Raw genomic sequence first — 21,234 nt, 5'->3', positions numbered from 1 at the left:
GTGACCGACGCGCATCCGGCCGCGGCTCTGGCAGCCCGGACCTGCGTGGCGCCCGTCTCGTAGCAAGGTACAAACCGGACCGCCGCGCTGGCCTGCAGGAATCGCCAGTAGAATCCGTACACGTGACTGCAAAGCCTCGCATCCCCAATGTCCTCGCCGGCCGCTACGCCTCCGCCGAGCTCGCCGTCCTCTGGTCCCCCGAGCAGAAGGTGAAGCTGGAGCGGCAGCTGTGGCTCGCCGTGCTGCGCGCCCAGAAGGACCTCGGGATCGAGGTGCCGGACGCCGCGCTCGCCGACTACGAGCGGGTCCTCGACCAGGTCGACCTGGCGTCGATCGCCGAGCGCGAGAAGGTCACCCGGCACGACGTGAAGGCCCGCATCGAGGAGTTCAACGCCCTCGCCGGCCACGAGCAGGTCCACAAGGGCATGACGTCCCGCGACCTGACCGAGAACGTCGAGCAGCTGCAGATCCGCCGCTCGCTGGAGCTGATGCGGGACCGCACCGTGGCGGTGCTGGCGCGCCTGGGCAAGCTGTCCGCCGAGTACGGCGAGCTGGTCATGGCCGGCCGCTCCCACAACGTCGCCGCCCAGGCCACGACGCTCGGCAAGCGCTTCGCGACGGCCGCCGACGAGCTGCTGGTCGCCCACGCCCGCCTCGAGGAGCTGCTGGGCCGCTACCCGCTGCGCGGCATCAAGGGCCCCGTCGGCACGGCCCAGGACATGCTGGACCTGCTGGGCGGTGACGCGGGGAAGCTGGCCGAGCTGGAGCAGCGGATCGCCGCGCACCTCGGCTTCGGCCAGGCGTTCACATCGGTCGGCCAGGTCTACCCGCGCTCCCTGGACTACGAGGTCGTCACGACCCTGGTGCAGCTGGCCGCCGCGCCGTCGTCGCTGGCGAAGACGATCCGGCTGATGGCCGGCCACGAGCTGGTCACCGAGGGCTTCAAGCCCGGCCAGGTCGGCTCGTCCGCGATGCCGCACAAGATGAACACCCGCTCCTGCGAGCGCGTCAACGGCCTGATGGTCATCCTGCGCGGCTACGCGTCGATGGCGGGCGAGCTGGCGGGCGACCAGTGGAACGAGGGTGACGTCTCCTGCTCGGTGGTGCGCCGGATCGCCCTGCCCGACGCGTTCTTCGCGTTCGACGGTCTGCTGGAGACCTTCCTGACCGTGCTGGACGAGTTCGGCGCGTTCCCGGCGGTCGTCGCCCGGGAACTGGACCGCTACCTGCCCTTCCTGGCCACCACCAAGGTCCTCATGGCGTCCGTGCGCGCGGGTGTGGGCCGCGAGGTGGCGCACGAGGCCATCAAGGAGAACGCCGTCGCCTCCGCCCTCGCCATGCGCGAGCAGGGCGTCGAGCGCAACGAACTCCTCGACAAGCTGGCCGCCGACGAGCGGATCCCGCTGGACCGGGCGGAACTGGACGCACTCATGGCGGACAAGCTGTCCTTCACGGGCGCGGCCGCCGACCAGGTCGGCTCGGTGGTCTCCCGCATCGAGGAGATCGCCAAGCAGCACCCGGAGGCCGCCGCCTACGTGCCGGGCGCCATCCTCTGACCGGCTCCGCCGTGCACGCGCGCCGGTTCTCCGCCGAGGAGCTCCAGGCCGCTCGCGACCGCGTCATCCCCGACGTGGTGGCGGGCGGCCTGTTCGTGCTGTTCTGCGGCATCAACCCCAGCCTGATGTCGGGTGCGACGGGCCACCACTTCGCACGGCCCGGCAACCGCTTCTGGCCCGTGCTGCACCTGTCCGGTTTCACCCCGCGCCGGCTGCACCCCTCCGAGCAGGACGAGCTGCTCTCGTACGGGCTGGGCATCACCAATGTGGTGGCCCGGGCGACGGCTCGCGCCGACGAGCTGAGCGACGAGGAGTTCCGCGAGGGCGGCAGGCTGCTGACCGGGAAGGTGGAGCGGCTGCGGCCGCGGTGGCTCGCCGTCGTCGGCGTGACCGCGTACCGCACGGCCTTCGGTGAGAAGAAGGCCGTCATAGGCCCCCAGGAACGCACGATCGGCGACACCCGGATCTGGGCCCTGCCCAATCCCAGCGGTCTCAACGCGCACTGGACGGCCCAGTCGATGGCCGAGGAGTACGGACGGCTGCGTGCCGTGGCCCTCAGGGAGGGTCGGTCTCCGTGACGACGGCGACCAGCTGAAAGGGAAGCTCCTTGTCCCACTTGGAGACGCCGAGCGCTATCCACCGGCCGTCCACGCGCCACAGGTGCAGGTCCGGCACGCTGTTGCTGAGGACGTCCCACGGTTCCGGTATCTCCTCTCCGTCCATGGACCGCTGGAACACCGACCAGAGGCTGAACACGTGGGGCTCGCCCCAGCGTGCTTCCATCAGCGTCGCGAGCGCTTCACGCTCCGCCTCGTACTGCTCCCCGACCAGCTCCATCCGGCTGGAGTCCTCCCAGAACTCCTCGCTCGTGGCCAGCTCGGCGATGTAGTAGCCGGGGCCGCTGTCCCCCACGTCGGATCTGCCGCGCTCCCGGGGGAAGGGACGGGAACGCAGCAGGTCGATGGTCGCCAGATGCCGAGCGGTGGTCATGGGTCCAGTAAAGCCGCCGACACTGACAATTGGCGTTCCGTCAACAGGGCACGGAGCACCGAGCACGGGTGCCGGTTCGGCTCGGTGCGCCCGTCGCCGGGGCACCGCGGGTCGCCGTGGGTCGCCGCCTGCGTCGGCCGGCGGTCACGGGGCGGGGCGGCCAGGCGTCCCGGCAGTCAGGCGTCCCGGCGGTTAGGCTGTCAGGCCGTCAGGCCGTCAGGCCGTCAGGCCGTCAGGCCGTCAGGCCGTCAGGCCGTCAGGCCGTCAGGCCGTCAGGCCGTCAGGCCGTCAGGCCGTCAGGCCGTCAGGCCGTCAGGCCGTCAGGCGTCCCGGCGGCGCGTCGACCACCAGCCGGCGAGCAGAGCCGCGCCGGCCCAGGCGGCCGCCACCGCGAGGCCCGTCCAGGGTTCGAGGCCGCCGGTGGTGTCCTGGCGCAGCACCTGCTGCCCGGCCTTGTCCGGCAGATAGCCCGCAGCTCCGCCCGAGACGTCGCCTATCACGAACGACACGATCAGCACGAAGGGTATGAGCAGGCTCAGCACGGCCGTTCCGCTGCGCAGCAGGGCCGTGAACCCGGCCGCCAACAGTGCGACCAGCGACAGGTAGATGCCGGCGCCGAGGCAGGCGCGCAGGGCGCCCGGGTCCGCGAGGTCCATGCGGTCGCCGTCGACGACGGCCTGTCCGCCGAGGAATGTGGCGAATCCGGTGACCAGGCCTATGAGGAGCACCGAGGCGGCGACGACGGCCGTCTTGGCGGCGTAGAAGCGTGTGCGGTCGGGGACGGCGCTGAGGGAGGTCCGCAGGGCGCCGTTGTGGAACTCGGTGGAGAAGGCGAGCGTGCCGAACGCCATCGCGGCGATCTGCCCGAAGCTGATGCCGAAGAAGGCGGTGAAGAGCCGGTCGGGGCTGGCTGTGTCGGCCCCATCGCCCGAGCTCGTCAGGGCGTTGACCAGGATGGTCATCCCGGCTGTGGCCACCGGCACGGCGAGCAGCGCGCAGACGGCGGACCGCAGAGTTCGGATCTTGAGCCACTCGGCGTGGAGTACGGCGGTCGTCATCGGTGCGTCTTTCCTTCCGTTCCTGCGGCGTCACGGGCGGGCGTGGCAGCCTCGGCCGCCTGCCGTTCGCCGGCTGCCGCGTATGGGGTGTCGCCGGCGGTCAGGGCGAGGTACGCCTCCTCCAGGGAGGCCCGCCGCTCGGTGAGTTCGAGGACCGGTACCCCCGCGCGGGCGAGGAGTGCGCCGATGTCCTCGGCGTTCGTGCCGTCGACGGACCACCGTCCCTCCTCGTCGCGCACCGGCCGGTGGCCGGCGGCACGCAGTACGTTCAGGAACCCCTCGTCGTCGCCGGTCCGGACGACGGCACGGGATCCGCCACGGGAGTCCAGGAGGTCCTGGACGGGCGTGTCGGCGAGCAGCCGGCCCCGGCCGAGGACTATCAGGTGGTCGGCGAACGTGGCCGTCTCGCTCATCAGATGGCTGGAGACCAGCACGGTGCGCCCTTCCCGGGCGAGGCGGCGCACGGTCTGGCGGATCCAGATGATGCCCTCGGGGTCGAGGCCGTTGGACGGTTCGTCGAGCAGCACCACCTCGGGGTCGCCCAGCAGCGCGGCGGCGATGCCGAGGCGCTGGCGCATACCGAGCGAATACGTCTTGACGCGCCGTCCGGACACCGCGCCGAGCCCCGCCTCGGCCAGGACCTGGTCGACGCGGCGTGCCGGTATGCGGTGGGTGGCCGCCAGGATCCGCAGATGGTCACGGCCCGTACGGGAGCCGTGCGCCGCCTGTGGGTCGAGGAGAGCGCCCACACGGCACAACGGCCGTTCCAGGTCGCGGTAGGGGCGCCCGTCGACGAGGGCGGTGCCCGACGTGGGCCGGTCGAGGCCGAGGAGGAGACGCAGCGTGGTGGACTTGCCCGCGCCGTTGGGTCCGAGGAAGCCGGTCACCCGGCCGGGAAGGACGCTGAACGTCGGTCCGTCCAGCGCACGGTGGCCGCGTCCGTATTCCTTGACGAGCCGCTGGATGTCGATTCGTGTCATGTGATCGAGCTTCGCGGGCCGGGTGGGTGCGGCACCTCCCCCGCGTGGGGCTTTCGTCTCCCCCGCGCGGGGGAGACGCGGGAGCGGCGGTCTTGGCACGATTGCCTCATGCACCGACTGATCCGTCCACTGACCCGCCAAGTCACCTATCTGCGCTGGCTGCACCTGTGCGTGCCGTCGCTGGTCGTGGCCGTGTGGATGTTCATCGATCGCGACCGGCCGTGGATGGTGGCGCTGCTGATGGCTCCGTTCGGGCTGGTGCCGTGGGTGCGCAGGGCGGAGGGTGTGCAGGCACGGCTGCTGCTGGTCCCGGCCGGGGCCGGGGTCGCGATGACCCCGTCGGCGGACTGGGCGCAGAGATGGCGGACGGTCCTGTGGCTGGAGGTGCGCCTGCTCGTGGCCGGGGTGGCGATGGCCGCCACGGTGCTGCTGCCCACGACGTCTGTGGAGATGGTGATGGTGGCGGCGGGTCATGGGCCCGGCTCGGACGGGCTGGTGCCGCTGGAGGGCCTCAGCCCGCGGTGGCTCGGTCTTCCGCTCGCGCTGGTGCCACTCGCCGTGCTGTTCGTCGTGGTCGTGCTGCTGGGCCGGCTGATCACCGTGCTCGCCCTGCGGCTGCTGGGTCCGTCGGCGACCGAGCGGCTGACCGCGCTGGAGGAGCGCACGGAGCGGCTGCTGCACGGCAACAGGCTCGCACGGGAGCTGCACGACTCGATCGGGCACGCGCTGACAGTGGCCGTGGTGCAGGCGGGTGCGGCGCGGACGGCGAATGACCCGTTGTTCACCGAGCGGGCGTTGGAGGCGATCGAGGAGACGGGCCGCAACGCGCTGGAGGATCTGGAGCGGGTGTTGAAGGTGCTGCGTGAGCCGGACCACGACAGCGGTGACGAGTTCGGGTACGCCTTCGGACCGGGCGTGGACGGTGCGGCAAGTCGGGGGTCAGGGCCGGCCGGTGGACGGCGGCCGGGGCTGGACCAGGCCGCCCGGCTGCTCGACGCGGCACGGTCCTCGGGTGCGGACCTGACGGTAGAGGTGACCGGGCCGGTGACGGAGCTCCCGGGACCGCTGTCCCGGGAGGGGTACCGGATCCTTCAGGAGTCGCTCACGAACGTGCTGCGGCACGCGGGCGGGGTGCCGGTGCGGGTGCGTATCGCCGTGTCGGACGCGTGGCTGGACATCGAGGTCGCCAATCCGGCCACGGCGGCCGCCACCCCGGCGGGGCGTGGCGGGAGTGGCCTGCGCGGCATCCAGGAACGGGCGGCGTTGCTCGGGGGCAAGGCGTTCACGGGGCTGTTCGACGGCGAGTGGCGGGTCTCGGCGAGTCTGCCTCTGGCGGGGCTGCGGTAAGCGATGCCCATCACTGTGCTGCTGGTCGACGACGAGCCCCTGGTGCGTGCGGGGCTGCGCGCCGTGCTCGGGGCTCAGCCCGACATCGAGGTGGTCGGCGAGGCTTCCGACGGCGCGGCCGTCGTGCCGCTGGTGCGGCGGCTGCGCCCGGACGTGGTCGCCATGGATGTGAGGATGCCGCTGGTGGACGGCATCGAGGCGACGCGGCTGGTGCTGCGAGGCGTGCCGGATCCGCCGAAGATCCTCGTGGTGACGACCTTCGAGAACGACGAGTACGTGTACGGGGCGCTGCGCGCCGGAGCCGACGGGTTCCTCCTCAAGCGGGCCCGGCCCGCCGAGATCGTGCACGCGGTGCGCCTGGTCGCCGAGGGCGAGTCGCTGCTGTTCCCGGCGGCGTTGCGCTCGATGGCGGCCAGCCACGGCTCCGGTGGCGCGTACGGCAACGCGGAGGCGCGGGCCGCGCTGGAGCGCGCGGCGCTGACCGGGCGGGAGGAGGCGGTGCTCCGGCTCATGGCGCGCGGGCTGTCGAACGCGGAGATCGCCAAGGAGCTGGTGGTGGGCACGGAGACGGTGAAGACCCATGTGAGCGCGGTCCTGGCGAAGCTGGGGGCGCGGGACCGCACCCAGGCGGTGATCGCCGCGTACGAGTCGGGGTTCGTCTCACCGCGCTGAGCGGGGCGTCGTGCGCGGCGTCCCGGCGCGGCCTCCGCGGGCCCCGGGCCGCGCTCGCCGACCGCCCGGGCATTGAGTACGATCCCGCAGACATCGCACGAGCTGGGAGGACACACGGTGGGCCGGCTGACCGGCGGGGACCCGTCGCTGCTGCGGCGGATCAACTCCGCGGTGGTACTCCATGCGCTGCGGGGCGGTGAGGCCCGCACGCTGACCGACCTCTCGCGCCTCACCGGCCTCTCCCGTCCCACGGTCGAAGGGGTGACCGAGGGCCTCATCGAGGCGGGTCTCGTGGTCGAGGCGGCGCCCGAGGAGGGTGAGGTCCGGCGCCAGGGGCGGCCGGCGCGGCGGTTCCGCTTCCGGGTGGAGGCGGGCCACCTGCTGGGCATCGAGATCGGGCCGCACCGTGTGGCCGCGCTGCTGTCCGGGCTGGACGGGCGGATCATCGGCGCCGGGTCGCGCGAGGTGGCGGAGACGCTGTCCGAGGACGAGCGGCTGGACCGGGTGCGGGCGGTGGTCGCCGACGTGCTGCGCCGCACGGGCGTGGCCCGCGGCAATCTGCGTGCGGTGGGTGTCGGCACACCGGGGATCGTGGAGGCCGACGGGACGGTCCGGCTCGGTACGGCCCTGCCCGGATGGACGGGGCTGGCCCTGGGCGAGCGGCTGCGGCGCTCGTTCCGCTGCCCCGTGCTGGTGGAGAACGACGCCAACGCCGCCGCCGTGGCCGAGCACTGGAAGGGCGCGGCGATCGACTCGGACGACATCGTGTTCGTCCTCGCGGGGCTGAGCCCCGGGGCGGGGTCCCTGATCGGCGGGCGGCTGCACCGCGGGTACGGCGGGGCGGCCGGTGAGATCGGGGCGCTGCACCTGCTGGGGCAGGGAGCGACGCCGGAGACGCTGCTGTCGACGACGGGCGAGCCGCTGCACCCGCTGGACGAGCAGGCGGTGGCCGAGGTGTTCGCGCTGGCCCGGCAGGGCGACGCGCGGGCCGGGGCGGCGGTGGACCGGTTCATCCAGCGGCTGGTGCACGACGTGGCGGCGCTGGTGCTGGCGCTCGACCCGGAGCTGGTGGTGATCGGCGGCTGGGCGGCCGGTCTGGACGGCATCCTGCCGCCGCTGCGGGAGGAGCTGGCGCGGTTCTGTCTGCGGCCGCCGCGGGTGGTGCTGTCGCTGCTGGGCGAGGCGGCGGTCGCGACGGGTGCGCTGCGGCTGGCGCTCGATCACGTGGAGGAGCAGTTGTTCGCGGTGGAGGGAACGGTGACGGCCCGCCGCTGAGAGCGGCGGGCCGGAGAACGAACCGGAGGGATGGGCGGCGGTTCAGGACGCGATCTGCAGGTCGCCCACGTCGCCGAAGGTGAGCCGGCAGGTGTCGGCGCGGTACGTGGCGACCGAGACGGCGGCGGTGCGGCCCTCGGACAGGTAGCGGGTGGTGACGACGAGGACCGGGGCGCCCGGGAGGCGGTCGAGTTCCTTGGCGTCGTCGGCGCGTGCCGAGCCGAGTTCCACGGCACGGTCCTGGCCCTCCAGCGGCAGGCGCTGGAGTTCCCGCAGGACGCCCCGCGCGAGGGCCTGGCCGGTCATGGCGGGGGTGACGATGAGCCCCGGGACGGAGGCGGCGGGGACGTACAGCTGCTCGGCTGCCACGGCCTGGCCGTGCGTCGCGCGCAGCCGCCGCACCGCGTACACGGGTCCGACGGGCTCGGCGCCGGCTTCGGCGTCGTGGTCGGCGTGCAGGTCGAGGAGGCGGGCCACGGCCACGGGCGGCACGAGGGACGTGCAGTCCACGGCCTGCCAGGTGTCCTCGCCGGCGCCCGGCCACTGGTGCTGCGCGGTGGAGACGTCGACGCCCACGCGCGGCGGGGCGACGGTGGTGCCGACGCCGCGGCGGCGCTGGAGGCGGCCTTCGAGTTCGAGCTGTTCGAGCGCCTGCCGGAGTGTGGCGCGGGCGACGCCGAAACGGGCGGCGAGTTCACGCTCGTTGGGCAGGATCTCGCCCACCTCGAACTCCGAGTCGAGCGCTTCGCCGATCACGGTCTTGAGGTGCCAGTACTTCGGCTCCGGCACCGATTCCAGCTGCGTGGTCCCCACCCTGATCCTCCGCGATCGCCGTGTCCCGGACGATTTTCCGTGCCCTTGTTTATTAAAGGTTCCTGCACTAACCCTGCCGACCATAGGACGGCTCCCGTACTTGGTCAAGACCAATCATCGGGCGAAGGCGTCGCGAGGTGACACTGCGCCGTGCAGCGTTCACGTGGCGTTCGCATGAGAACAGCGCCGGCGCGTCGGCACATGACCGATGCCGTGCGGACACCCCTTGAACTTGGGCCTACCGAGCGGTAATTGTTGCTGACACTACGTCTACATGACGGCGCCGGCGGGAGACAGGGAGCAGCACCATGGCCGCAGAGGTCTCGTTCCGCTTGGAGTCCCCGCAGGGGCCCCGCACCGTGTCCGTGCGCTATGAACGGGCCGGCGCGGGTGAACCCCTGCTGCTGCTCCACGGCATAGGCCACCACTGGCAGGCGTGGCAGCCCGTGCTGGACATCCTCGCGACGGAGCGCGAGGTGATCGCCGTCGACCTGCCCGGCTTCGGGGCGTCGCCCGCGCTGCCGGACGGTCTGGCGTACGACCTGTCCACGGTCGTCCCCGTGCTCGCCGCGCTGTGCGAGGCCCTGGACATCGAGCGGCCGCACGTGGCGGGCAACTCGCTCGGCGGGCTCCTCGCCCTGGAGCTGGGCCGCGAGAAGCTGGTCCGTTCCGTGACCGCTCTGTCGCCCGCCGGCTTCTGGACGGAGAGCGAACGCCGGTACGCTTTCGGGACACTGCGGGCCATGCGCGCGGGCGCACGGTCCCTGTCGCTGCCGATGATCGAACGGCTCTCCCGTTCGTCCGCCGGGCGGGCCGCGCTGACGGGCACGATCTACGCCCGCCCCGGGCGGAGGTCACCCGAGGCGGTGGTCGCCGAGGCCCTGGCGCTGCGCGGCGCCACCGGTTTCCACCAGACGCTCGCTGTCGGACGGGACGTCCTGTTCACGGACGACGTCCCCGGGCTGCCGGTCACCATCGCGTGGGGCTCCCGCGACCGGCTGCTCCTGCCGCGGCAGGGCGTCCGCGCCAAGCGCGCCGTCCCGGGCGCCCGGCTCGTACGGCTCCCCGGTTGCGGACACGTCCCCATGAACGACGACCCGGCTCTCGTCGCCCGCGTGATCCTCGACGGCAGCCGCTGACGCACCGCGCATCGACCGAGCACCCATCGGCGACCCGCCGGGTGTCGTGGTGCGGCCCCGTATGAGGGAGCGGCCGGTCGTACGGTCCCGGCGGGTCGTATAGGAGGGGCCCTGGCTCCGGGAGCGGCCCGGGCCACGGGGGCGGCGTCGGGCGAGTACGCCCGAGCCCAGTGCCACGCCGGCCCCGACGAGGGCGCTGCCCACCGCCTGCGCCGGGCCGTACGAACCGGTGGCGACCAGCGGCGCCGTCATGGCCGCCGACACGGGGATCAGCCCCGAGAAGAGGGTCGCCCGCTCGGCACCGATCCGCTGCATGCCCATGTACCAGCACACGAAGCCGACGACGGTGGCGATGGCGGCCTGCCACAGGAGGGCGCCGGCCTCCAGGGCGTTCGGCGTGCGCAGGACCCCGGCCCCGTCGAGCAGGAGGCCGACCGCGGCCGCCTCCAGGGCCGCGACGCCGCAGACCGTGGCGGACAGGAGCCTGGGCCCGAGGGATCTCAGGACCGGAACGGCCAGCACGGCGAAGCCCACCTCCCCCACCAAGGCGCAGGCCGACCAGGCGATCCCGGCCGCGTCGGTGCGCCCCCACCCCTGGACGGCGAAGGCGCCGGCGGCGACGAGCAGCGCGCCGTACAGCACGGGCCGGGCCGGCCGCCGTCCCTCCATGAGCGGTACGACCACCGCGACGACCACGGGCGCGCAGCCGACGAGGACTCCGGGGACGGCGGGTTCCGCGGTGCGCTCGGCGGCGAGCACCGCCAGGTTGAAGCCGACCATGCCGATGGCGGCGAGGGCCGCGACGCGCATCCAGGCGCGGAGGGTCAGGGTGCGCAGCGGAGCCGTTCCGCCGCGGCCGAGCAGGGGCAGGAGGAGCAGGCAGGCCAGGCCGTAGCGGAGGGCCTGGCCGCCGGCGTACGGATAGGCGCCGAGGACGCTGTTGGCGGTGAAGGAGGCGCCCACGAGGACACAGGCGAAGGCCGCGAGCAGCGCCCCTCGCAGAGAGGTCGCGTTCATGTCGCTGACGCTATGGAGCGTGACTGTCTTCTTTGAGGGCCACTTCTCTCCCTTCTTCGGGGACCACTTGGCGTGGCCCGGGAACGGCTCGGGACGCGGTCGGTCGGCGAGGGGCGTCCGCCGCTGTCGAGGGGCGGTCCGCCGGTGCTGGGGGAACGGCCCGCCAGGGCCCCGCCCTGGCGCTGAACAGGGCGGGGCGGCGGGTCCGGCAGCGCTGCAGCCAGCAAGCGCGGATGGATGTTTCACAACGTAGTCGGCGGCACTGACAACGCCCGCTCACCTGGGGTGTTGCGGGCTGTAGGGTCGCCGCATGGCGGATCGGGGGTCCATGGGCGGAGGTCAGCGGGCCGGAGGTGCCTGGGAGTTGCTGCTCCCCGCGGTCGCCGCACCGGCGCGGCAGCGGGGCCGGGCCCTTCAGTCGGCGCTGCGGGAGGCGGTCCGGTCGGGCCGGCTGGCGGTGGGGACGCGGCTGCCGTCGAGCCGTGAGCTGGCCGCGGATCTGGGCGTGTCACGCGGTCTGGTGACCGAGGCGTACGAGCAGTTGACGGCCGAGGGGTATCTGCGCAGCAGCCGGGGCGCGGGCACGTGGGTGGGCGACGCGGTGCGCGCGGCCGTCACGCCGGCCGCGCACGACCTGGCGCCCCGCTCGCCCAGAGTGCGTGTCGACTTCCGGCCCGGCACACCGGATCTGTCGCTGTTCCCGCGCGCGGCGTGGGCGGCGGCGTACAAGACCGTCCTGTCCCGGCTCCCCCACGGTGAGCTGGGATATCCCGACCCGCGCGGGCTGCCGGAGCTGCGGACGGCGCTGGCCGCGCTGCTGACGCGGCGGCGCGGGGCGGTGGCGGATCCCGAGCGGCTGGTGGTGTGCTCGGGCGTGGCGCAGGCGATGACGCTGGTCGGTGCGGTCCTGCGGGAGCGCGGGACGCGGGCCGTCGGGGTGGAGGACCCGGGCAGCCCGGAGCACGGGGCGCTGTTCGCGGCGGCCGGGTTGCGCACGGTGGGACTGCCCCTGGACGGGGAGGGGCCGGCGATGGGGCCGCTGGTGGCCTCGGGGGTGCGGGCGGTGGTGACCACGCCGGCGCACCAGTTCCCGACGGGCATCGGTTTCTCGGCGCGGCGCCGTACCGAACTGCTCGACTGGGCGCGGACGGTGGACGGCTATGTCGTCGAGGACGACTACGACGGTGACTTCCGGTACGACAGGGCGCCCGTGGGCGCTCTGCAGGGGCTGGATCCGGAACGGGTGGTGTACGCGGGGTCGGTGAGCAAGTCACTGGCTCCGGGGCTGCGGCTCGGGTGGCTGCTGCTGCCGGAGGAGCTGACGGCGGAGGCCGTGGAGCGCAAGCGCACCATGGACCTCGGGAACCCGGCCCTGGACCAGGCCGTGTTCGCGGACTTCGTCGTGCGCGGCGGCTACGACCGGCAGCTGCGGCGCTGCCAGCGCGTGTACCGGGAGCGGCGCGACGTGCTCGTCGCGCAGCTGGACGCGGCGTTCCCCGGTACGGAGATCAGCGGCATCGCGGCGGGTCTGCACATCATCGCGCGGCTGCCGCCCGACTGCGGCCACGCACCGGAGTTCGTCGCCCGGGCGGCGAGGGCCGGGGTGGGGCTGCGGACACTGGACGACTACGGCACGGGCGGGGCCGGCTCGGCGGAGCCGGGCACGCGGAGGAGCAGCACGGCGGAGCCCGGGACGGGGACGAGCAGCACGGCCGGGACCGGTGTGCCGGGAACGGGCGCGCGAATCGTGCGGCCGTGCGGCGACGGCGTCCCGCTGGTGCTGGGTTACGCGCATCTCGCACCGTCCGACATCGCCCGCGGCGTGCGTCTGCTGGCCGGGGTGGCGGGCCGCTAGACGGCCGTCGGGGCCGCCGCTGTGGTCCCGCGGCGCCGATTGTCAGTGGTGCGTCCTACGGTCGTTCACATGACGCGATCCGTGCAGGCACTCGCCTATTCCCGCCCGTCCGCCCTGGAGTCCTCGCAGGCCGGACGGTCCCTCGGCCTGGAGACGTCGGGCGGTACGACGCCCACCGGCGTCGAGGCCCATCCCCGTTTCTTCGCCGGGTTCCTGACCTCGCCGCAGATAGCGGCGCGGGGTCTGCTCGCGGTGGCCGACGTGGCTGCCGCGCGCTACTTCCAGCGGCTGCGCCCGGCGTCGCTGGACCCGGTCGTGACGGGCAACGGCGACCGGCTGCGGTTCGAGTCGTTCTCCGGCTGCAACGGGGTGTACGCGCGGCTCGACGTGCTGCGCGAGGGGCTCGACGGTGCCGAAACGGGGCACGGCACGACGAACGTGGACGTCAACAACCCGCTGCGGGAGGCGCTTTCACGGCTGACCGGTGACGATCCGCTCCACCTGCGCGTGGGGCCCGAGGAGTTGGCGGTGACGACGCTGGGCGGCAGCGTCGTGGAGAAGAAGGTGCCGTTGCCGGACCGGTGGCTGCGGGGGTTCGCCGAGGCGCAGGTGGCGTGCGCGGGGTTCGACCTGCGGGCCGAACTCTCGGCCGCCGAGGCCGTGCGGTTCCTGCGGTCCCTGCCGCGGGGCGCCGGCGCGGGCGCGCGGGCTCCCCTGTGGGTGGTGCCGGCGGGGCGGTCGCTGCGGCCGACGACGCGTCCGGTGGCGGGCGCGGTGTGCCTTCCGGGTCCTGAGCGGCTGGTGGCGCTGCAGCGGGTGCTGCGGCATGCGACGGGGCTGCGGGTGTACGGGCCGGTGGTCGACGGGTCGGTGCCGGCGACGGCGAGCGCGTGGGAGGTGACGCTGCCGGGAATGCGGCTGACGCTCACGCTGTCGCCGGACGCGGGGCGCGGGTTCTCCGGCGAGGGCGGCGTCCTGGAGGCGCTGGCCACGGACGAGGCCGCGCAGGACGCCGAGCTGGTGTCGGTGCTGCTCGCGTGGGAGCCGAGGATCGACCCGGCCGACCTGGCGGCGCAGGCCGGTCTGCCGGTGGAGCGGGTGCGGGCCGCGCTGACCCGGCTCGGTTCGGCGGGGCGCGTGGGGTACGACGTGGCGGACGCCGCGTACTTCCACCGGGAGCTTCCGTACGACGCGGACCGGGTCGAGCGGCACAACCCGCGCCTGGTGGCGGCGCGGGAGCTGGCCGCATCGGGTGCCGTGGACGTCGCGGGCGACGTGGCGACCGTGGCCTCGGGCGAGCGGCGCTACCAGGTACGGGAGTCGGGCGGTGCGCTCAGTTGCACCTGCCAGTGGTGGGCGGATTACCGGGGCAGGCGCGGCCCGTGCAAGCACGCGCTGGCGGTGCGGATGGTGCGCCGTGGGACGACGGTCGCAGGGGGTGCGCGATGAAGGAACTGCTGGACGTGGTACGGCAGGGGCGGGTCAAGGACGTTCCGGAGCTGGTGCGGTCGCTGGACCGGGCGGGTCGCAAGGAGGCGCTCGCCGAGCTGAAGGAGCTGCGCGGCGACGTGCGCGGCTGGGGCTGGGGCGAGTGGGAGAAGCGCCGTCTGGTGCAGCGGGCGCTGCTGCTGGCGGGCGGGGCGTGCCAGAGCGGCGCCGCCGCCGCGGCTTCGTGGATCGCGGCTCGGGACCTGCGGGGCTGGGAGGAGGTGCCGTACACCACGCTGGTGGGGCTGCTCTCGGACCGGGACTCGAAGTGGCTCGCGGATGTGGCGCACCGGCTCGCGGCGCGCACCGCGACGGCCCGGACGGACTATCCGCTGATCCGTGAGCTGGTGCGGCTCTCCGGGTGCGAGGTTCCCCTGTCGGACGGCTATGTGTACGGCTGGGTGGACGCGGTCACGCGGTCCAGGGGCCGGAGCGGTCTGCGGGAGCTGCGCACCGATCCGCACACGCCGCTGCTGGTGCCCCGGCTCTTCGAGACGTCCGAGGTGGCCGACGCGCTGTCCTGGTCGGAGCAGTGGGGACCGGCGCTGGTCTCGCTGTCGCAGGAGGGCGTGGTGGACCGGCGGGTGCTGGTCGACGGCTGTGTGGCGCGTCTCCTCCGCGGTGGGAAGTCCGCCGACCTGCGCTTCTTCCTGGGCCTTTTGCGGCTGCTGGAGCTGACGCCGCAGGAGGAGCGGGAGCGTACGGCCGACTGGATGGGCCTGGCGGCGGACGCCCCGTCGCCGGTGGCCGGGTACGCCCAGGAGGTCCTCGCGCGGTTGGTCCTGGCGGGTGGGCTTCCGGCGCGGCAGCTGGCCGAGGTCTCGTCCTCTGTGCTGTTCCGGCCGGAGAAGAAGCTGGTCCGCGCGCAGTTGGTGCTGCTGGGGAAGGCGCTGCGGCAGGAGCCGGGGGCGGCCGGGGAGTTGCTGCCCGTGCTGTCCGATGTGTTCGGCCACGAGGACACGGCGCTGCAGGAGCGGGCCCTGAAGCTGGTGGGCCGGCATCTCGCCTCGGTGGACGAGGAGTCGCGCGGGGAACTGGCCGGGGCCGCGGCGCTGTTGAGCCCCGTGCACCGGGACCTCGCGGATGAGGTGTTCGGTCCGCTGCTGGTGACGGACGACCTGGCGAGCGGACCGTACGAGGAGATCCTGCCGCCGCTGCCGGAGCCGCAGCGTCTGGCGCCCCCGCCGGAGACGCTCGCGGAGCTGGTCGAGGAGGTGGCCGCCCTGCTGCACGGCCGTGACGCGGGCACCGACGTCGTCGCCCGGGAGCACGCCCTGGACGGCCTGGTGCGGTTCGCGCACCAGGACCGGGAGGCGCTGGCCGAGGCGCTGGCGCCGTGCGTGGCCGACCTGTGGTGGCACGACGACAGGACGCCGGACCTCACGGACCTGTCGGACGTCGCCCTCGTGGTGGCCACCCTGCTGGGCAACGTGAGCCCGGGCCGGCTCCAGGGGGCGGTGCGCCGGCAGATGGAGTTCCCCTGCCGGCACGGGCGGCTGGAGCGGATCGCGACCGTGCGGGCCCAGGAGGCGGCGCTGGGGGTCCTCACGGGGCCGCTGCCGTTCCTGCTGGCCACGCCCACCTGGCACACCGGGACAGTGGATCCCGGCGAGCTGGTCGGGCGGCTGGCGGAGTACCGGCGGCTGGACCTGCGCCCGGCGGAGTGCGACTTCGCGCAGGCGCTGCTGCGGGTCCGCAGGACGGGGCCGGGCGCGGCGGAGGCCGCGGGGGCCGCCGCGCGGCTGGGCACGGAGGAGGGCGACCGGCTCGCGGCGTGGCTCACCGGCGAGGAGTCGTACGGGCCGGGTGTGCGCACGGTGTGCGAAGTGCCCCCGCCGTCGTGGTCGATCGAACCGCCCATGAAGCGCATCGCGATGGCCACGCCCGAACGGCTGGTGCTCCAGCGGGAGTTCCCGGCGGTCTTCCAGCCTCTCGGCAGGCCCTGGGACCCGGGGCAGCGGGCCTGCTACCACTGGGAGGACGCGACGGCCGCGTGGATGGCCGTGCTGCCCGAGGACCGGGAGGTCCTCGCGGCGTGGCTGCTGCCGCTGGCGGCCGCGTGCGCGGACGACGAGCAGCGGGGCGGCACCGGGTTCCTGACGGCGCTCGCCGAGGCGGGCGGGGAGGCCGGGCCGGCGGTGCACCTGGCGCTCGCGCACGGGCTGGGCGCACGGCACACGGAGGACCGGCTGGTGGCCGTCGACGCGCTGCTGGTGCTGGCCGCACGGGGCGACCTGGACGCGCAGCGGCTGGGCGTCGACCTGGCCGAACTGGTGGGCATCGGCACCGTCAAGGTCAACCGGGCGGCCGACGCGCTGCGCACGGCCGCCGGGACGGGGGCGTACAGCACGGTGTGGCGGGTTCTCGCGGGCGCCCTGCCGGGGCTGCTCGCCGACGGGGAACCGCCGCGCGGGACGGGCGAGATACTGGCGCTGGCGGCCGAGTGCGCCGAGCGGTCCGGGGCAGCCGGTGCCACGGGCACGGCGGCCGTACCCGGGCTCGAAGCACTGGGGTCCCGCCGGGGCTCGTCGCAGCTGGTGGTGCAGGCACGGCGGCTGGCGAACGCTTTGCGACAGTCGGCCGAGCAGACCACGACACAAATGGCGTAAAACCGTCATGAACCACCTGGATCCACGCTTAACCAGTCGGTCACAAAGCGTTCGTGATCACGCAACACCGCTGGGTCAGAGTGCTGCCATGACCGAGATGACTTCTGCGAAGTACGCCCGCCGTCACCACCACTGGCGGCGGGACCTCGTCGAGCTGGCAGCCCTGTTCACCGCCGTGGCGGTCGCCGATGCGATCGCGAACACGATCGCGCACGGTCCCGACGGGCCGTATCTGCTGATCGCCTCGGCGGTGGTGCTGGCTGCCACGGCCACGTTCCACACCTGGTGGGCACGCCGCCACAGCCATGCGCCGCCGGCCTCGGATCCCGGGGGCGTACGGGGCGCGGATCCCGGGGGCGTACCGGGCGCGGAGGAGGCGGCGCCCGGTACGCCCTCCGAGCCGGGCACGGTGAAGACGGTGCTGTGGCGGATGCGGACCACCGTGCGCGACGAACCCGGCAGCCTGGCCGCGTTGTGCGGTGCCCTCGCCGGGCTGGGCGTGGACATCCTGACGCTCCAGACGCACCCGCTGGCCGAGGGCACCGTCGACGAGTTCCTGCTGCGCGCGCCCGAGGACGTGCAGGCGTCCCGGCTCACCCGGCAGGTGTCGGCGGCCGGAGGCACCCGTACGTGGATCGAGCGCGCCGACGCGCACGACCTCGTGGACACGCCCACCCGCGTCCTGGGGCTGGCCACCCGCACCGCGCTGGACGCGGCCGAACTGCCGCTGGCGCTGCGCCAGTTGCTGGGCCGCTGCACGATCCACTCCGTTCCCGCGGTCTCGCTGAGCGGCCGCCCCACGGGCCAGACCGCGCCCGTCGAGGGCGCTCTGGAGGACGGTGAGACGGTGATGCGGCTGCGCGACCCGCACGGCGGCGTGATCGTCGTCGAGCGGCCGTACCTGCCGTTCACGCCCACCGAGTTCGCCCGGGCCCGCGCCCTGGTGGAGCTGGACGCCCGGCTGGGGCCGCGCGTCCCGCGCGGCGAGGACGTGCTGACGCTCCCCGAGGGCAACGAGATCACCGTCCGCCGCGCCGACCAGAACGACCTCGCAGCCGCCCGCGCCATGCACGACCGCTGCTCGGACCACACCCTCGGCATGCGCTACCACGGGCCGGTCCTGGACGCGGACCGGTATCTGAACCATCTGCTGAGCCCGCGGTTCGGCCGTACCCTCGCCGTCGAGACGGCGTCCGGCCGGCTCGTGGCCCTGGGCCATCTGCTGTGGGACGGCGACGAGACCGAGGTCGCCCTGCTCGTGGAGGACAGCTGGCAGCGCCGCGGGATCGGCTCGGAGTTGCTGAGCCGGCTCGTGGGGCTCGCCGTCGAGGCCGGTTGCGAGAGCGTCTACGCCGTGACCCAGTCGTCCAACACGGGCATGGTCGCCGCCATGCGGGCGCTGAACCTGCCCCTTGACTACCAGATCGAGGAGGGCACCCTGGTGATCACCGCCCGTCTGCGGAGCGCGGCGCTCTCCACCGAGCGGCGCGAGTCCTCGGCGGCGAGCGAGTCGGCCGAGCGGCACGCCGGCCGGACCGGTCGCCATGGCCCCACCGAGGGCTGATCGCCGGGGCGGCGCGAGGTGGCAGGGAATCGATCCGGCCAAAATCGGCCACGGCGCTCGGTCACTCCGCCCGCCCCCGGCGCATGACCGTCGGCGCACCACCGGCCGGACCTCCACGCGCCCCGGATCCCTCCCTCACGCCACACGGCTCAGGGCCCTGAGGCGCCCCGCGTCGGTCCCGGCACACACCTGGTACAGCTCTCGGTACAGGTCCCGGCACTGTCCGCTGTGCGCGCCCCGACAACTGCCCCCCGCACATGGCCGGGTCAGGAGGCCCACCCCGGACGCGCCCCGCCCGGTGCCGGTACCGGTGAACGGACACCGGTACCGGGCCGGGACCACCCGCCGACGCGCCTCCGGGCCGCTCATTTGTCAGCCGACTGTGATCGAATGAGGTGACGCGGGCAGCGGGCGCGTACGAGGATGGAGGCATGCCAGATACCCCCATCAGCGCTCTTCCCCGCCAGGTCGCGGACGCCTTCGTCGACGATCTCGTAGAGCTCGACCCCATCACCGGCACTTATCTGGGTGTCAGGGAGAGTTCCGGCCTCCTGCCCGACTTCTCCCCCGCCGGCCAGGAGGAACTGGCCGGACTTCTGCGCAGGACGCTCGCCCGGCTGGACGAGGCCGAGCGCCGCCCGGGTGCCGACGGCGACGCCGAGCGGCGCTGCGCGCGCCTGCTGCGGGAGCGCCTGACCGCCGAGCTGGCCGTCCACGAGGCGGGCGAGGGCCTGCGCACCGTCAGCAACATGCGCTCTCCGGCGCACAGCGTGCGCCTCGCCTTCACCGTGATGCCCAGCGAGACGGACGAGGACTGGGCGGCCGTGGCGGAGCGGCTGCGGGCGGTGCCCGCCGCGCTCGAGGGGTACCGGGAGTCCCTGGAACTGGGCCTGGAGCGGGGTCTGACGGGTGGACCGAGGGCCACGGCCACCTTCGTCGATCAGCTGACCGAGTGGGGAGGGGGCGACGAGGGGACGCGGCGCGGCTGGTTCGAGGAGTTCGTGACGGCGGGCCCCGCCGGCCTGCGCGTGGAGCTGGACACGGCGGCGCGCGGCGCCACGGCCGCGCTGGCCTCGCTGCGCGACTGGATGCGCGACGTGTACGCGCCGGCCATCAAGGACGCCCCGGACGCCGTGGGCCGTGAGCGGTACGCCCGCTGGTCGCGGTACTTCAACGGCACGGACTTCAACCTGGACGAGGCGTACGCCTACGGCTGGGAGGAGTACCACCGGCTGCTCGGCGAGATGAAGAAGGAAGCCGAGAAGATCCTCCCGGGCTCCGGGCCGTGGGAGGCACTGGCCCATCTCGACGAGCACGGGACGCACATCGAGGGCGTCGAGGAGACCCGGGTCTGGCTCCAGGGGCTGATGGACGAGGCGATCGAGACGCTGGACGGCACCCACTTCGAACTCGCCGAGCGGGTACGGAAGGTGGAGTCCCGGATCGCGCCTCCGGGCAGCGCGGCGGCGCCGTACTACACGGGCCCGTCGGAGGACTTCTCGCGGCCGGGCCGCACCTGGCTCCCGGTCAACGGCGAGACCCGCTTCCCGGTGTACGACCTGGTGTCGACCTGGTACCACGAGGGCGTTCCCGGCCACCACCTGCAGCTGGCGCAGTGGGCGCACGTCGCGGACCGGCTCTCGCGCTACCAGGCGACGGTCGGCATCGTGAGCGCCAACGCCGAGGGCTGGGCGCTCTACGCGGAGCGTCTCATGGACGAGCTGGGCTTCCTGCCGGACGCCGAGCGTCGCCTCGGGTACCTGGACGCGCAGATGATGCGGGCCTGCCGGGTGATCGTGGACATCGGCATGCACCTGGCGCTGGAGATCCCCGCGCACTCGCCGTTCCACCCGGGCGAGCGGTGGACGCCGGAGCTGGCGCAGGAGTTCTTCCAGCAGCACAGCAGCAGGCCGCCGGCGTACGTCGAGAGCGAGATGATCCGCTATCTGTCGATGCCGGCGCAGGCGATCGGCTACAAGCTGGGTGAGCGGGCCTGGCTGCTGGGGCGGGAGAACGCGCGCAGGGCGCACGGTGACGCGTTCGACGCGAAGAACTGGCACATGGCGGCGCTGTCGCTGGGGCCGCTGGGTCTCGACGACCTCGTCGACGAGTTGTCACGGCTCTGACGGCACTCCGGCTCCGAAGGCGTTCTGACGCGGAAGGCCCCGGGCACATCGCCCGGGGCCTTCGCACACGCCGCACACGCCGCGCACGTCGCACACGCCGCACGCCGCGCCCGTCGCACATCGCCCACGTCACGAACCTGCGCCTCGCGCACGCTCAGCAGCCGCAGTCGTCCGTGCCGACCGGGGCGGTCAGCGGGTCGGCGTCCCGGCGGCGCGTGCCCTCCCACGTCTCGTACGCGAAGCCCTCGCGCGCCCAGTACTCGAAGCCGCCGAGCATCTCCTTCACCTGGTAGCCGAGTTCGGCGAGGGCCAGGGCGGCGCGGGTGGCGCCGTTGCAGCCGGGGCCCCAGCAGTACGTGACGACCGGGACCGACTTGTCCAGGAACCGTTCGGCCTGCTCGGGGATGAGCGCGGTGGGCAGGTGGACCGCACCGGGGATGTGCCCCTGGTCCCAGGACTCGGTGGAGCGGGAGTCCACGACGACGAAGCCGGGGTCCCCGCCGGCGGCCAGCGCGGCGGCGACGTCGGAGACATCGGCGTGGAACGCCAGGCTCGCCGCGAAGTAGGCCGCGGCCGCGGCGGGCGACGCCGGCGGCACCCGCAGAACGGGGTTCACGGCGACGGCGGAGGCGGAAGTGCCGGAGGCGGACGGGCCGGGGGCGCCGGTGGCGGGGGCGGTCACGGCGGTCTCAGGAGTCGTTGTCATGCCCATCAATCTACGGAGGTTGATCATTCCGGTGAAGTG

The 21,234-nt window shown here is 73.8% G+C and carries 16 protein-coding genes and 1 pseudogene; 11 read left to right on the top strand and 6 right to left on the bottom strand.

Annotated features, from left to right (window positions below):
* The first annotated feature begins 122 nt into the window (after window positions 1-122).
* Together purB and mug are read left to right on the top strand one after the other, a co-directional pair.
* Window positions 123-1,556 carry an adenylosuccinate lyase gene (purB, locus tag ABEB09_RS28945; RefSeq protein WP_345692853.1) on the top strand — a complete coding sequence of 478 codons (1,434 nt, stop codon included), beginning with the start codon at window positions 123-125 and terminating at the stop codon, window positions 1,554-1,556.
* 11 nt (window positions 1,557-1,567) lie between these two features.
* On the top strand, window positions 1,568-2,134 hold the full coding sequence (gene mug, locus ABEB09_RS28940) for a G/U mismatch-specific DNA glycosylase (protein ID WP_345692852.1): 567 nt from the start codon (window positions 1,568-1,570) through the stop codon (window positions 2,132-2,134).
* Here mug and ABEB09_RS28935 read toward each other — a convergent pair.
* From ABEB09_RS28935 to ABEB09_RS28925, 3 genes are all read right to left on the bottom strand, one after another.
* Entirely contained in the window at window positions 2,112-2,546 is a 435-nt protein-coding gene (locus tag ABEB09_RS28935; RefSeq protein ID WP_345692851.1) for a hypothetical protein, read from the bottom strand. The two genes, mug and ABEB09_RS28935, sit on opposite strands and share 23 nt — an antisense overlap.
* A 320-nt stretch (window positions 2,547-2,866) precedes the next feature.
* Window positions 2,867-3,604, bottom strand: coding sequence for an ABC transporter permease (locus ABEB09_RS28930; protein ID WP_345692850.1), 738 nt, complete (start codon window positions 3,602-3,604; stop codon window positions 2,867-2,869).
* The gene (locus ABEB09_RS28925) at window positions 3,601-4,584 is read right to left on the bottom strand and encodes an ATP-binding cassette domain-containing protein (protein WP_345692849.1); all 984 of its coding nucleotides are present in this window, start codon (window positions 4,582-4,584) and stop codon (window positions 3,601-3,603) included. The genes ABEB09_RS28930 and ABEB09_RS28925 overlap by 4 nt, the downstream gene beginning before the upstream one ends.
* A gap of 108 nt (window positions 4,585-4,692) precedes the next feature.
* Between ABEB09_RS28925 and ABEB09_RS28920 the strand changes: the two genes are divergently transcribed.
* From ABEB09_RS28920 to ABEB09_RS28910, 3 genes are all read left to right on the top strand, one after another.
* Window positions 4,693-5,931: a sensor histidine kinase gene (locus ABEB09_RS28920; RefSeq protein ID WP_345692848.1), complete on the top strand. Its 1,239-nt coding sequence runs from the start codon at window positions 4,693-4,695 to the stop codon at window positions 5,929-5,931.
* Window positions 5,932-5,934: 3 nt separating this feature from the next.
* Window positions 5,935-6,603: a response regulator transcription factor gene (locus ABEB09_RS28915; protein WP_345692847.1), complete on the top strand. Its 669-nt coding sequence runs from the start codon at window positions 5,935-5,937 to the stop codon at window positions 6,601-6,603.
* Between the two features lie 117 nt (window positions 6,604-6,720).
* A complete protein-coding gene (locus ABEB09_RS28910; protein ID WP_345692846.1) occupies window positions 6,721-7,878 on the top strand; it encodes an ROK family transcriptional regulator in 1,158 nt (385 codons plus the stop codon).
* 42 nt (window positions 7,879-7,920) lie between these two features.
* On the opposite strand, the gene ABEB09_RS28905 is transcribed toward ABEB09_RS28910, so the two are convergent.
* Window positions 7,921-8,691, bottom strand: a complete 771-nt coding sequence (locus ABEB09_RS28905; RefSeq protein WP_345692845.1) for a GntR family transcriptional regulator — start codon at window positions 8,689-8,691, stop codon at window positions 7,921-7,923.
* Window positions 8,692-8,999: 308 nt separating this feature from the next.
* Here ABEB09_RS28905 and ABEB09_RS28900 point away from each other — a divergent pair, with 308 nt between their 5' ends.
* Window positions 9,000-9,830, top strand: a complete 831-nt coding sequence (locus tag ABEB09_RS28900) for an alpha/beta fold hydrolase (protein ID WP_345692844.1) — start codon at window positions 9,000-9,002, stop codon at window positions 9,828-9,830.
* Here the strand turns inward: ABEB09_RS28900 and ABEB09_RS28895 are convergent.
* Window positions 9,717-10,847: pseudogene (locus ABEB09_RS28895) on the bottom strand (DMT family transporter); the annotation flags it as partial. The gene ABEB09_RS28900 and the pseudogene ABEB09_RS28895 overlap by 114 nt on opposite strands.
* 310 nt (window positions 10,848-11,157) lie before the next feature.
* Here ABEB09_RS28895 and pdxR point away from each other — a divergent pair.
* From pdxR to ABEB09_RS28870, 5 genes are all read left to right on the top strand, one after another.
* Window positions 11,158-12,702 (top strand): MocR-like pyridoxine biosynthesis transcription factor PdxR, encoded by a 1,545-nt coding sequence (gene pdxR / locus ABEB09_RS28890; protein ID WP_345692843.1) that lies wholly within the window; start codon window positions 11,158-11,160, stop codon window positions 12,700-12,702.
* A 69-nt stretch (window positions 12,703-12,771) separates the two neighbouring features.
* Entirely contained in the window at window positions 12,772-14,151 is a 1,380-nt protein-coding gene (locus ABEB09_RS28885; protein ID WP_345692842.1) for an SWIM zinc finger family protein, read from the top strand.
* Window positions 14,148-16,799: a DUF7825 domain-containing protein gene (locus ABEB09_RS28880; RefSeq protein ID WP_345692841.1), complete on the top strand. Its 2,652-nt coding sequence runs from the start codon at window positions 14,148-14,150 to the stop codon at window positions 16,797-16,799. The genes ABEB09_RS28885 and ABEB09_RS28880 overlap by 4 nt, the downstream gene beginning before the upstream one ends.
* A gap of 97 nt (window positions 16,800-16,896) precedes the next feature.
* Window positions 16,897-18,363, top strand: a complete 1,467-nt coding sequence (locus tag ABEB09_RS28875) for a GNAT family N-acetyltransferase (RefSeq protein ID WP_345694121.1) — start codon at window positions 16,897-16,899, stop codon at window positions 18,361-18,363.
* Window positions 18,364-18,794: 431 nt separating this feature from the next.
* Window positions 18,795-20,489, top strand: a complete 1,695-nt coding sequence (locus ABEB09_RS28870) for a DUF885 domain-containing protein (RefSeq protein WP_345692840.1) — start codon at window positions 18,795-18,797, stop codon at window positions 20,487-20,489.
* A gap of 154 nt (window positions 20,490-20,643) precedes the next feature.
* Here ABEB09_RS28870 and ABEB09_RS28865 read toward each other — a convergent pair whose 3' ends face one another.
* Entirely contained in the window at window positions 20,644-21,195 is a 552-nt protein-coding gene (locus ABEB09_RS28865) for a rhodanese-like domain-containing protein (protein ID WP_345692839.1), read from the bottom strand.
* Window positions 21,196-21,234 lie beyond the last annotated feature (39 nt).

It is taken from the genome of Streptomyces coeruleoprunus, from assembly GCF_039542925.1.
Lineage (GTDB): Bacteria > Actinomycetota > Actinomycetes > Streptomycetales > Streptomycetaceae > Streptomyces > Streptomyces coeruleoprunus.
This window is presented reverse-complemented; position numbering and strand designations above follow the sequence as displayed.